The organism is Aminicella lysinilytica (assembly GCF_004362975.1).
Taxonomy (GTDB): domain Bacteria; phylum Bacillota; class Clostridia; order Peptostreptococcales; family Anaerovoracaceae; genus Aminicella; species Aminicella lysinilytica.
The window spans coordinates 1-12,607 of sequence record NZ_SNXO01000001.1; the positions used below are offsets into that span (position 1 = coordinate 1).

The window sequence follows — 12,607 nt, forward strand, 5'->3', positions numbered from 1 at the left end:
TAAGTTGTTTAGATTATTATATGAATTGAACCGCCGTATGCCGAACGGCATGTACGGTGGTGTGAGAGGGGCTACTTGCTAGCCCCTACTCGATTATGGACGATTGTTTATGGTTGTGCTAAAATATAGGAAGTAAATTTAAATACGAACTGGAAAGAAGGAATAAATATGAAGAAAGAATACTGGTCGAACCTGGTAGTTTCAATTATCTACATTTTACTGGGTACCATTCTGCTGATCCATCCGACCCAAGTCGGGAATACACTTTGCTATCTGCTGGCTGCTGCAGTGGGAGTTATGGGAATCATCTACATTATGAGTTATATGATGACCACTGTGGAGACGCGTGTAGTTGAGAACGGTAACGGCTTCGCCTTCGGCGTAGTTCTCATCGTTCTGGCAGTGTTCATTATAGCAAAGAAATCCCTGATAATCTCTCTGGTGCCGTTCATCTTTGGATTTATGATTACGGTAAAGGGAATATTAGGCATACAGAACGCCATGAATCTGAAACGTTTCGGATATGGCAGTTTCAAGGGCAGTATCTGGGCAGCGATAATCGTTCTGATTTTCGGTCTGGTTGTAATGCTGTTCCCATTCCAGACTGCCAATGTATTCTTCATGTTCATGGGCGTCGGCCTGATCCTCAGCGGCGTCATCGACATTCTGGCGAATCTTATGATTTCAAGGCAAATAGGAAAGATGAAGAAAGAGGACTGAGAGGCAATGACCTGGCCGTTTGTCCTCGTGCGGTGGCAGCTATAATAGTCTCGCTCGCGAAGAACAGAATGTGCCGCGAACTCGGTGAAATAACCACAGTCTCCGGTGGAGACTGTGAAAGGAGAACTCTTCAGTGTAATCATATAAGTACGATTACACTGAAGAGTTCTCCTATATTTTTATTTCACCTCAGACAGCGCGACAACATTAGTCTGTTCTTCCTGCTCGCTTGCGACTATCGCTGCTCTTCCTCCTGCGGAATCACGGCCAGGTCATGCCCCTCAGCATGGTTGAAAGGGTCCTTGGTTTTGGACTTATCGTTTTCCGGTTTTGCTTAGTGGAACTACAGCAAGGGTTTTACCTAAAGGGCTAAAACCTTTAGTACTTAAAAGTTATTAAACAACGCTTTAGCGTGTGATTTCGGCGGTGGCGCCTGCCAGCCATTCTGCTACTTCCGGCTCCAGGAGCGGTGTCAGGATCTGGCGGACCCAGCTGTGGTAATCGTTGACCCAGGCAAGTTCATCGTCAGTGAGCTTCTCTACGGCGATAGCCTTGCGGTCGAAAGGACAGAGAGTCAGAGACGTGAATCCATAGCGGCCATCATCCAGTTCTTCACTGAGGAGCAGATTCTCTAGGCGCACCCCAAACTCGTTCTCAATATAAACTCCCGGCTCATCAGATGTGATCATTCCCGGAAGCATTGGAGCATCAGCATGATGAGTGGCAATATACTGCGGACCTTCATGGCAGCTGAGCATGTGGCCAACTCCATGACCGGTACCGTGATTGAAATCCAGGTCTTCATCGCGCAGAGGCTTACGTGTCAGTATATCCAGATCATAGCCTGTAGTGCCTGCTTCGAAAGTTGCCGTAGACAGAGCGATGTGGGATTTCAGAACATAAGTATAATAATCCTTCATCTTCTGTGTAAGAGGTCCCAGAGCTATGGTGCGGGTAATATCAGTGGTACCTCCTTCGTATTGGCCGCCGCTGTCCACCAGCAGCAGTCCTTCCGGCTTCAGCATAGCGTTGGTATCAGGCTGCGGATCGTAATGAACGATGGCACCGTTAGAATTGTAACCGGAAATCGTCGGGAAACTCAGCTCGAAGGCCCCCTCGTCATAGCGGCACTGGTCCAGATAGGCCGCTGCAGACATTTCAGACTCCTTACCGGATCCGACATTCTTGTCGAGCCAGTACATAAACCTGGCCATAGCCACGCCGTCCTTCACATGAGAATTTTCGAAACCCTTGATTTCTGTTGGGTTTTTCACAGCCTTCATCAGATCTACAGGCGTCGGCTCGGAAATGATCCTGACACCATCAGCCACGCAGCTCCGCAGAGCGAAGTTGGCGAAATCCTCATCCATCCAGAGAACCTCATCTGCAGACAATTTTGCCAGTTCATTATATATCTCATCATATTCCTTAAATTCAACAAAAGGCAGGCCGCGGCGTATATCCTCGCATACAGCGCCATCCATGACAAACAGCTGGGCTTTTTCGGCTGTGACCAAGGCGAAGGAAAAGAACACCGGCGTGTCTTCTACATCATTGCCGCGCAGGTTGAAAAGCCAGGCAACCTCTTCCAGCAAGTTGAACAAAACGCAGCTGGCGCCTTTGTCAGCCATGGCCTTGCGCACGTCGCGGAGCTTGTCTTCGGCGGACTTGCCCGTGATGTCAAGGGGCAGAGCACGGACCTTAGACGGGATAATAGCCGGACGTTCCGACCAGAACATGCCGACCAGATCTTTGTTCCATACTACGTCGACGCCGGGGATGCTTTCATAAGCCCGGCCCTCGGTGGCACTGGCCAGACGGCCGTCGAAGCCAAGAACATAAGGGGCTTTTTTGCTCTCTAGATATTCTTGGATAGTCGGAACGCCGGGTTCGCCCATCTTCATGAGTTCGATGCCGGAGCCGGAAATCTGAGCGGCCGCCTGCAGGAAATATCTGCCGTCTGCCCACAGGAAAGCTTCGTTCTGGCTGATGACCAGAGTCCCGGCAGAACCGGAGAAGCCCGATACGAATTTACGGCACTTGAAGTAGTCGTTGACGTACTCTGAACCATGGAAATCCGTAGTGGGAATGATATAATAGTCGATGTTCTGCTCAGCCATTATCTGGCGCAGCGATATTAGTTCTTTCTTCATTTTGACCTCCCTTGCACGGCCGGAACAACGCCGGCCCCGCCCGTAAACATTATTTAAATAACTGCTTAGGCACTCTTTTGTCAATAACGTAGGCCACAATGCCGATACATATGCCTGCGCCGATACCGGAGAATACCAGGACCGGAAAATAAACGAACATTTTAATATTGGATACCACGAAGGCCGCCACCAGGAGCTGGCCCATGTTGTGAGCTACGCCGCCGGCCATGCTTACGCCGATCATGGAGAATTTCCCTGTCTTCATGAGGAGCCACATTATGATTAGGCTGATGACGCCGCCGGCCAGGGAATAGAACATGGCGAAGATGCCGCTGAACAAAAGTCCTGACAGGGCGATACGCATGAGGTTGATGGCCATGGCGTAGCGGAAATCCATTTCGTAGAGGGCTATGATGATGACCAGATTGGCTAGGCCCAGTTTGACGCCGGGAATGCCGACGCTGTATGGGATCAGAAATTCCACATAGGTGAAAATCAGTGCCAGAGTAGCATACATGGCACTCATAGTCAGGCGGCGGGTCCGCTGGGCGCTTTCGCTAATTTGAGATCGCGTCATACTTGTCGTCACCTCCCTCTATGGTAATTACTATTTTATTTGGCAGACAGACTATGCTTTGATTGGTTTCATTGATCTTGCCTTTCTTGACGCACACCTGATTCTTACAATCAGAATAAGTCATTTGCACATAGCCGTCTTTTATGCTAAACTTGTTCGTGTGTCCCTTGTGTTTGATCGTGACAGATTGATTACGTGACAGATCGTAGGAACCGTAGACTTTACCGCTTACAGTTACTACAGCCTTCTGGCCTGTGACGCTGCCGGCAATAGAAAGCCAGGACAGTCCCAGACCGAGGACTATCAATATTATGAATAAAACTATATCAGCTTTTTTGACTATCTTAAACATGAAAGCTCCTTATGAGGAAGTACTATGAAAAAAATCATTTCCGCGGTATGCATCTGTGCTTTGACCGCCGTGCTAATTATACCACAGACCGGGTGTGTGGGAAAGACTGACAAGGTCACCCAGGAGAGTTTTTATTTCGACACCACCTGTTCCATTACTATCTATGATATGAAAGATATGAGCGAGGACAACGCCGGAAAGGCCATAGACAAGGCCTTCAAACAATGCTCCCGCTACGAGAACCTTTTGAGCAAGACCAAGAAAGGCTCAGACATTTATAAAATAAACCACGCAGGCGGAGCCCCTGTCAAGTGCGACAATGAGACCATAGAGTGCATCAGGGACGGGCTGAAGTATTGCAAGCTCTCCGGCGGCAAGTTCGATATTACCATCGGCAAGGTCAACGACCTGTGGGATTTCGAGACGGACGATCCTAAGTTGCCTGACGCGGCTGCAGTCAAGGCTGCCCTGCCATATGTGAATTACAAGCAGATACATATCAGCGGCAACACTGTGACTATGGGTACGACCAAGGGCGAAATCGACCTGGGCGGCATTGCCAAGGGCTTCATCGCGGATAAGGTCAGCGCCTATCTTAAGTCTATCGGCGTCACCAGCGCTATCATCAGTCTCGGCGGGAACATCGAGTGCATAGGCGACAAGTCCGGGCAGGATTTCAATATAGGCATAGAGAAGCCGTACTCCGACCAGAGCGAGATCGTCGGATCCACCGGCCTTAACAACGGCACAGTAGTTACATCGGGCGTTTACGAGCGCTATTTCAAATATAAGGGAAAGAAATATCATCATATACTCAACGTGAATACGGGTTATCCTGTAAGCACCGACGTTATCGGCGTCACTATCAAATCCAAGTGGGGCCATTCCGTAGACTGCGACGGTCTGTCGACGACCTGCCTGATACTGGGCGAGAAGAAGGCCAAGAAGCTGATCGAAAGTCTGGACGGTTATGAGGCCTTGTTCATTCTGAAGAACGATCAGATCGTCAAGACCAGCGGCTTCGATTTCGATGCAGATTAAGGAAATCTTAATTTTACCTAAAAATTCAATGAATCCAGTGGACTAATCGGCAGATACGTGTATACTGGTCAATGGAAAAGAGGAGTATGTATGAGCAAAACCAAGAATAAAACCAAGCATCCTGTGTTTGCGGTTATAACCCGCATATGGTCCCTGCTGTTTCTGGCAGCATCGGGCGGCATCGCGTACCTTATGTATTATGCGGACATTCTGCCGGCCAAATACCAGTACGGCGGGTACGCCGCCATTGGGGTATGCTTTTTGATATTGTTTCCGGCTTTGTTTTTCAAAAGGTTCAAAATGTCCCGCAAGGTAATTTGTCTGGTTTTGTCAATTGCCCTGGTGGGCTGTTATGCTTACGGTGGCAATTATCTTTACAAGACGGTGAAGTTTTTCTCTAAGATAACCAAGATAAATACTGCTGACAGCAGCCTGGCCAAGCGCGTCAGCGTTACGGACGATTCATATAACATTTACATCAGCGGCATCGATATCACTGGAAATATTGACACAGTCTCGCGGTCTGACGTGAATATGATAGTCACGGTCAACCCTAAGACTCATAAGATCCTGCTGACTTCGATCCCGCGGGACTATCTGATCAAGCTGCCAAGCGCCAACTATGCTTCCGACAAGCTGACTCATACAGGCGCCTACGGCATAGACGACACTCTCGGCGCAGTGGAAGATCTCCTGGGCATCGATATGAATTATTATGTGAAGGTAAATTATTCGACAGTGTTGAAGCTGGTGGATTCCATCGGCGGCATTGATGTGAATTCTGATTATACATTTACGACCAGCGGCATGAAGTCTATCTACACATTCAACAAAGGCATGAACCACCTGAACGGCAAGCAGGCTCTGGCTTTCGCCCGGGAGCGTCATTCTTTCCCTGACGGCGATATCCAGCGCAATAAAAATCAGCAGAAGGTAATGCAGGCTGTTCTGAAGAAGGTCAGCTCCAGCAAGACGCTGATCATGAAGTATTCTGATATCCTCGGGGGTATCCAGGATTATATGAAGACTAATTTCACCGGCACGGAAATCAGGGATCTGATCAAGATGCAGGTTCGCGATATGCCGAATTGGAAAATCACCAAGCAGAATATGGTGGGTACTGATTCTACTGAGTTCTGCTACTCGACGGGTGCTGATCAGGAGGTTTCTGTGGTCGTGCCTGACGCCACGAGTATGGAGAAGGCAGTTACGAAGATCAAGCAGGTGGAGTCCGGAAAATAAGGCTATAATTCCGCTATGCTGGTCCTCGTGCGCAGGCAGTCATATAGCCTCACTCGCGAAGAACAGAATGTGCTGCGAACTCAGCGAAATAACACAGTTTCCTGTGGAAACTGTAAAAGGAGAATTCCTCGGTGTAATCATACAAGTATGATTACACATTCGGCCTTCTCCTTTTTTATTATTTCGCTTCAGACAGCGCAGCACATTTGTCTGTTCTTCCTGCTCGTCTGCGGCTATGACTGCACTTGCTCCTGCGGAATCGCATAGCGGAATCATAGCTCGCCTTGGTTGAAAGATACTTGAGTTTTAGCTTTAATAGCCGAGGCTTTATTGCGTAGTATTAATGCTAGAATTCTTGCTATAATTCCGCTTTCTCTTCGGGTAGTACTACTACCGGGATGTGGGCGTATTTTATAAGATGAACGGATACTGAGCCCAGGAACATTGAGATTCCTTTATGGGTGCGCTTGACGATGACGATCACGTCTATGGCGTTCTGCTTGGCGTATTTCAGGATCGTATTGCCGGCAACTCCGAATTTGACTGCCTTAGTCACCTGGTAATCCGACAGTTTCTCAGCTACCTGATCCAGTACGGCCATTGATTCTTTCTCCATCCGGTCGAAGAAGACCTGACTTGTAGTGTCCACATCTTCGCGGACGGTCAGCAGTGTGATTTCCACACGATCAGGATGATAGATGGTTTTTATGGCATCTACCGCCTCGATGCTTCTGTCACTTCCGTCTATAGGTATCAATAATTTTTTCATTTTTACACCTCTTTATCTCACTGCCAGTTGCCCAAGTACCACGCCGCCAAGGCACAGCACCACGCTGAGCACTGCGTAGATCACAGCTATAAACGTATCGCCGGCCTGGAGCAGTCCCACGGTTTCCAGAGAAAAACTTGAGAATGTTGTGAAGCCGCCGCAGAGGCCGACCTTCAGGAACAAAACCAGCCGTGGATTGAAATGTCCGCTTTTAATGGCAAGGGCCGTAATGTAGCCGATGCAGAAAGCACCGAATATGTTGATGAGCAGCGTCATGACCGGCAAGCCATTCTGCGGCCGCAGAGGGACCATGCCCAGCAGATAGCGGCCGATAGCGCCGCCCGCTCCGCCGAGTCCGACGAATAAACAATCAATTATCAATAAACTTACCTCCTAGTGTTGCCACAATTCTATCATACTTTCTATGGAAGTTTCAATAGCCTCCAGAGGAATCTGATTATAATAGAAAATCAGCGCCGCCGTGTCCTGGTCTGTGAGCATGGCTACCGGCGCCACGTGAAGGCCTATGGAGCCAGCCCGGGAACTGAGAACTTCCGGCGGGATTTTCGTGGTGACCCGCAGGGTGATGTTGATGCCGGAGCTGGTGTTCAGAGGAGTAACAAAATCTTTCGCGTATTTGTTGAAGGCCGTCAGGACGGTCTGTAGTTTCTGGGCGTAGAGATTTCTGAGCTTGCGTATGCCTGTGTAATAGTAGCCCTTTTCCATGAAGAGGGCCAGGGTCAGCTGTTCCTCCTTGGAGCAGGTCTGGTCGTAGTCGCCCTTGGTCTCGCTGAAAATGCCGGCCATTTTCTGAGGCAGGATCATGTAACTGATCTTGATGGCCGGGAACAAAGTAGATGAGAAGGAACCGAAATACACCACATTGGACTTTTTGTCCAGACCCTGAAGTGCAGGCACAGGCCGGCCGAAGTAGCGCAGTTCGCTGTCGTAGTCATCCTCCAGAATAATGCTGTTATTGGCTGCTGCCCAGTCCAGCAGCTCATAACGCCTGCCTATGGGCATGACCGAGCCTGTCGGGAACTGGTTGGACGGACTCACGTAGACTGCCGATGGAATGTTCACCGGCAGTTTTTCTATGGCGATGCCGTCAGCGGCTACAGGAATTTTGGTTATTGTAAAACCGTGGTCCCGGAAGATTTTCTGGACAGGCAGATAGCCAGGATCCTCTGTGGCTACATGGCCGATATTCAGACGGTTCATGATTCTGGAAAGGTGGTTGGTCAGCTGCTGGGTGCCGGCACTGATGACTATCTGGTCCGGCGTACAGATGACGCCTCGGGATGAGTAGACGTACTTGGAGATTTCGAAGCGCAGGACCTGCTCTCCCTGGGGGTCGCTCTCGAAAAGCAGCAGATGGGAATAGTAGTTCAGCACCTCGGACATGCATTTCTTCCATTTGCCGAAGTCGAAGCTGGACAGGTCGTATTTGTAGCGGGCGTCCTCGAAGGGATAGTTCTCGAAATCCACCGCAGCATCATCGGCCCGGTTGCCGGCGCCGACGCCTGCGGAAAGCTTGGCCACATAGTACCCCGACTGGGGCTTGCTTACGACATAGCCCTCCACCAGAAGCTGGTTGTAGGCCATCTCCACTGTAGTGATGCTCACGCCTAAGGTTTTGGAGATACTCCTCAGGGAAGGCAGCTTCTCTCCGGCCGCCATATTGCCGCAGGTGATTTCCCCTTTCAGATAATCGTACAACTGTATATACATTGATTTACTAGAACTGTTATGCAATTCTATGGAAATTGGCTTCATTTTACCCGATGCCTCCTAACTGTATATTAAAAAGTAATTAATATTGCATATTTGAAAAGATACACTTTAATGCTATTATAATGGTGGATCCAGAAAAGGTCAATACTTGATGATAATTTAGGAGACAGAAATGAACAGATATGAATCGGACAAGAAAATAAACATGATAGTAATGACGGGACTCATGATGTGCCTGATACTGGTAGCGACCAGTTTATTCAAGGTTCCTGTGCCGTTTACACAGGGCTATGTGCATCTGGGCGACGCTATGATATTCCTTTCAGTGCTGGTACTGGGCAAGAAGAACGGCGCCATCGCAGCGGGCTTCGGCTCGGCTCTCGGCGACATCCTCGGCGGCTACGCTATGTGGGCCCCTTGGACCTTCGTGATCAAATTCGCTATGGCCTTTGTCATGGGCATCTTCGTTGAAGCCATGGAAAAGCGTGGACATAAGACCGGAAATAAAGGCGTTTGCCTTATAGAAGTCCTGGGAATGATCCTGGGCGGAGCTGAAATGGCCGGCGGTTACTTCATCGCAGAGCGTTTCATCTACGGAAACTGGACAGTCGCCGCACTGGCGATCCCATGGAACATCGGACAGTTTACAGTTGGCATGATAGTAGCCACAGTACTGGCGGCGGCACTTTATAAGACCCCAGCGAAAAAATTCTTTGCTATCAAGAACTAATCATGTTACAATGGTCGTACTGACCGGGAAGGCTCACGTAGCCTGAGGCGGGAAGGCCATGGGACATGAACAAAAAGCAGCTCGGCCGGGGCTACGCCTCGGAAATCAAATGCGGGCCGCCAATACTATTGAAATTGGAACCCTGTGCCTTTCGGCACAGGGTTTTTTGAGCGCAGGCGGTGCATCCGGCAGGGATGCGCAGGCCACGCAAATTTTGGAGGTAAAAATGGAAAACAGAGTAGCTATGATATCCATCGTCGTGGAAAACGGCCATGAGGCAGGAGATCTCAACGGGATACTCCACGAGTACAGCGAATATATAATAGGACGCATGGGGCTGCCTTACAGAAACAGACAGATTTTCCTCATCAGTATAGCCATAGACGGACCGGCCGACGCCATCAGCGCTTTGGCCGGGAAGATCGGCGCTTTGCCTGGAGTTTCAGCCAAGACCGTCTATGCCAGGTTAGAGGAAAAATAGAGATGGCAGATGTCAGAGATCGCAGCCAGGGTCCGCCGAGCTCTGGGTGGGAAGGCGGCGGGGCTAGCACCAGGGCACTTATTGACACCTTGGAGGCCGACCGTCACCTGGACAGAAATCAGTGGATCGCTTTCTTCCGGGGCAGGACGCCTGAGGCCTTGGAGTACCTCAGCACTCGGGCGAGGGAAGTGAGCAGGAAGCAGTTCGGCCGGGATATTTACACCAGGGGCCTCATCGAGTTCACCAACTACTGCCGAAACGATTGCTATTACTGCGGCATCAGGTGCAGCAACGCCAAGGCTGACCGGTACCGGCTCACAGATCAGCAGATAATGGATTGCTGCAAACAGGGATACGGACTGGGCTTTCGGACCTTCGTTCTCCAGGGCGGCGAGGACCCGCAGTTGACGGAGGATCGCATCGCCTGCCTGGTGACCGCCATTAAGGATAAATACCCCGACTGCGCTGTGACCCTTTCCATAGGAGAATGGGAACGCAGCAGCTACGAAAGATTCTTCCGGGCCGGCGCCGACAGATACCTTTTGCGCCACGAGACGGCAGACCCGGAACATTACCGACGCCTGCACCCGAAGGGATTATCCCCGGAGCACAGAAAACAGTGCCTCCGGGAGCTTGCGGAGATCGGCTATCAGGCTGGGACGGGCTTCATGATCGGGTCCCCGGGCCAGGGGCCGGAGCAGCTGGCAGAAGACATGCTTTTCATAGAACAGCTGGCGCCGCAGATGATCGGCATAGGACCCTTTGTGCCACACCACGACACGCCCTTTGCCGGGGAGCGCGCCGGGACTGTAGAGGAAACCCTTTACTGCATCGGGGCCCTGAGGCTCATGCTGCCACAGGCTTTGATACCGGCAACGACGGCCCTTGGCACCATGGCGGAAGACGGCCGGGAGCGGGGCATACTGGCAGGAGCCAATGTGGTCATGCCGAACCTGTCGCCTTTGGGGGTCAGGGAAAAATACGAATTATACGATAACAAAATCTGCACTGGGGATGAGGCGGCGGAGTGCCGGGATTGTCTGGAGCTGCGGATGGAGTCTATAGGTTACAGGCTTGTTGTGTCCCGCGGGGATCACCCGCAGGCTGGAAAGGAAGAAAGAAATGTATGATATGATGTCGCCGAAGACGGAGGATTTTATTAATGATGAAGAGATCAGGCAGTGTCTGGATTATGGTGAGGCTCACAAGACTGACCGGGCGCTGATTGATGAGATACTGGCTAAGGCCCGCCTGCGGAAGGGTGTCACTCACAAGGAGGCTATGGTCCTGCTGGATTGTGAACTTGAGGATAAGAATGAGGAGATATATGCCCTGGCTCAGCAGATCAAGAAGGATTTCTACGGCAACCGCATAGTAATGTTCGCGCCACTGTATCTTTCTAATTACTGTGTAAACGGCTGCGAGTACTGCCCGTATCATTTTCGCAATAAGCATATAGCCAGGAAGAAGCTGACTCAGGACGAGATCCGCCAGGAGGTCATAGCTCTTCAGGATATGGGTCATAAGCGTCTGGCCCTGGAGGCCGGCGAGGATCCTGTAATGAATCCTATCGAGTACATACTGGAGTCTATCAACACCATATATAACATCAAGCATAAGAACGGTGCTATCCGCCGTGTCAATGTGAACATCGCTGCCACCACTGTGGAAAACTACACGCGGCTGAAGGACGCAGGCATCGGGACATATATTTTGTTCCAGGAGACATATAATAAGGTAAATTATGAACGCCTGCATCCTACGGGCCCTAAGCATGACTATGCTTACCATACGGAAGCCATGGACAGGGCCATGGATGGCGGCATCGACGACGTGGGGCTCGGCGTGCTTTTCGGGCTTAATAATTACAGGTATGATTTCACCGGTATACTTATGCATGCGGAGCATCTGGAGGCCTATAAAGGCTGTGGCCCGCATACTATCAGTGTGCCGAGGGTGCGCCAGGCTGATGATATCGATCCGGATGTTTTCAACAACGGCATCACCGATGATACTTTCGCCAAGATCGTTGCATGCATCCGTATCGCAGTTCCATACACGGGCATGATCGTTTCTACTCGCGAGAGCGAAGCTTCCAGGAAACGCGTCCTGCATCTGGGGATTTCTCAGATCAGCGGAGGCTCCCGCACCAGTGTCGGAGGCTATGCTGAGGAGGAGTCGGAAGAGGACAGCTCGGCCCAGTTCGATGTAAATGACAGACGCACCCTGGATCAGGTGGTCAACTGGCTTATGACTATGGGCTATGTGCCAAGTTTCTGCACGGCCTGCTACCGAGAAGGCCGCACGGGCGACCGATTCATGTCTCTGCTGAAGGGCGGACAGATAGTTAACTGTTGCCATCCTAATGCACTGATGACGCTGAAGGAATATCTGGAGGACTACGCATCTTCGGAGACCAAGGCCCTGGGCGATGCGCTGATCACCCGCGAACTTGATGTAATAACCAATCCGAAGGTCCGCGAAAAGTGCGAAGCTTATCTGGGCGACATCCAGAACGGGCAGCGAGATTTCAGATTCTAAAAAATCCTAGTATGTGTTTTATGATAAATCACGATATTTGGAGCCAAAAATCTGAATTTTAATTATTGCTGAAGGGAATTCTGAACTCGAGTACAGATATGAACGTATATGAAATAACCAGAAGCCAACAAAGGTGATGAGCGTGTGAAGTGGAGCCAAAATTGTGACTCGGAGAGAGGTATAATTGTGCAAGACCACTCTGTGCTATACGTAATCGTGGTGGTTTTCGTATTTTGGACACGAAAAATTCGATTTGTCATAAAACAC

13 protein-coding genes are annotated in these 12,607 nt (G+C 50.3%); 7 read left to right on the top strand and 6 right to left on the bottom strand.

The features are described from left to right. Window positions 1-168: 168 nt before the first annotated feature. Entirely contained in the window at window positions 169-720 is a 552-nt protein-coding gene (locus EV211_RS00005) for an HdeD family acid-resistance protein (protein ID WP_133527378.1), read from the top strand. 407 nt (window positions 721-1,127) lie between these two features. Here the strand turns inward: EV211_RS00005 and EV211_RS00010 are convergent, their stop codons facing one another. Genes EV211_RS00010 through EV211_RS00020 form a run of 3 tightly spaced genes read right to left on the bottom strand, consistent with a single transcriptional unit; the run spans window position 1,128 to window position 3,802 of the window. Continuing rightward, window positions 1,128-2,873: an aminopeptidase P family protein gene (locus EV211_RS00010; protein WP_133527379.1), complete on the bottom strand. Its 1,746-nt coding sequence runs from the start codon at window positions 2,871-2,873 to the stop codon at window positions 1,128-1,130. Window positions 2,874-2,922: 49 nt separating this feature from the next. Further along, complete coding sequence (locus EV211_RS00015; protein WP_133527380.1) at window positions 2,923-3,450, bottom strand: Gx transporter family protein; 528 nt, start codon at window positions 3,448-3,450, stop codon at window positions 2,923-2,925. Next, the gene (locus EV211_RS00020; RefSeq protein WP_133527381.1) at window positions 3,431-3,802 is read right to left on the bottom strand and encodes a NusG domain II-containing protein; all 372 of its coding nucleotides are present in this window, start codon (window positions 3,800-3,802) and stop codon (window positions 3,431-3,433) included. The genes EV211_RS00015 and EV211_RS00020 overlap by 20 nt, the downstream gene beginning before the upstream one ends. A gap of 24 nt (window positions 3,803-3,826) precedes the next feature. Between EV211_RS00020 and EV211_RS00025 the strand changes: the two genes are divergently transcribed. After that, window positions 3,827-4,843 carry an FAD:protein FMN transferase gene (locus EV211_RS00025; RefSeq protein ID WP_133527382.1) on the top strand — a complete coding sequence of 339 codons (1,017 nt, stop codon included), beginning with the start codon at window positions 3,827-3,829 and terminating at the stop codon, window positions 4,841-4,843. Between the two features lie 90 nt (window positions 4,844-4,933). Then, window positions 4,934-6,085 (top strand): LCP family protein, encoded by a 1,152-nt coding sequence (locus tag EV211_RS00030; protein ID WP_133527383.1) that lies wholly within the window; start codon window positions 4,934-4,936, stop codon window positions 6,083-6,085. Between the two features lie 358 nt (window positions 6,086-6,443). Here the strand turns inward: EV211_RS00030 and EV211_RS00035 are convergent, their stop codons facing one another. Genes EV211_RS00035 through pdxR form a run of 3 tightly spaced genes read right to left on the bottom strand, consistent with a single transcriptional unit; the run spans window position 6,444 to window position 8,630 of the window. Then, window positions 6,444-6,854 carry a universal stress protein gene (locus EV211_RS00035; RefSeq protein WP_133527384.1) on the bottom strand — a complete coding sequence of 137 codons (411 nt, stop codon included), beginning with the start codon at window positions 6,852-6,854 and terminating at the stop codon, window positions 6,444-6,446. Window positions 6,855-6,866: 12 nt separating this feature from the next. Continuing rightward, window positions 6,867-7,235 carry a fluoride efflux transporter CrcB gene (gene crcB / locus EV211_RS00040; protein WP_330564440.1) on the bottom strand — a complete coding sequence of 123 codons (369 nt, stop codon included), beginning with the start codon at window positions 7,233-7,235 and terminating at the stop codon, window positions 6,867-6,869. A gap of 12 nt (window positions 7,236-7,247) precedes the next feature. After that, a complete protein-coding gene (gene pdxR / locus EV211_RS00045; RefSeq protein WP_133527385.1) occupies window positions 7,248-8,630 on the bottom strand; it encodes a MocR-like pyridoxine biosynthesis transcription factor PdxR in 1,383 nt (460 codons plus the stop codon). A 130-nt stretch (window positions 8,631-8,760) separates the two neighbouring features. On the opposite strand from pdxR, the gene EV211_RS00050 reads away from it, so the two are divergent. The 4 genes from EV211_RS00050 to hydG all read left to right on the top strand — a co-directional run bounded on the left by EV211_RS00050 (window position 8,761) and on the right by hydG (window position 12,340). Continuing rightward, the gene (locus EV211_RS00050) at window positions 8,761-9,318 is read left to right on the top strand and encodes an ECF transporter S component (RefSeq protein WP_133527386.1); all 558 of its coding nucleotides are present in this window, start codon (window positions 8,761-8,763) and stop codon (window positions 9,316-9,318) included. A gap of 226 nt (window positions 9,319-9,544) precedes the next feature. After that, window positions 9,545-9,799 (top strand): TM1266 family iron-only hydrogenase system putative regulator, encoded by a 255-nt coding sequence (locus EV211_RS00055; protein WP_133527387.1) that lies wholly within the window; start codon window positions 9,545-9,547, stop codon window positions 9,797-9,799. Window positions 9,800-9,801: 2 nt separating this feature from the next. Continuing rightward, complete coding sequence (hydE, locus tag EV211_RS00060) at window positions 9,802-10,929, top strand: [FeFe] hydrogenase H-cluster radical SAM maturase HydE (protein ID WP_133527388.1); 1,128 nt, start codon at window positions 9,802-9,804, stop codon at window positions 10,927-10,929. Continuing rightward, on the top strand, window positions 10,922-12,340 hold the full coding sequence (gene hydG, locus EV211_RS00065; protein WP_133527389.1) for a [FeFe] hydrogenase H-cluster radical SAM maturase HydG: 1,419 nt from the start codon (window positions 10,922-10,924) through the stop codon (window positions 12,338-12,340). The genes hydE and hydG overlap by 8 nt, the downstream gene beginning before the upstream one ends. The last annotated feature ends 267 nt before the right edge of the window (window positions 12,341-12,607 follow it).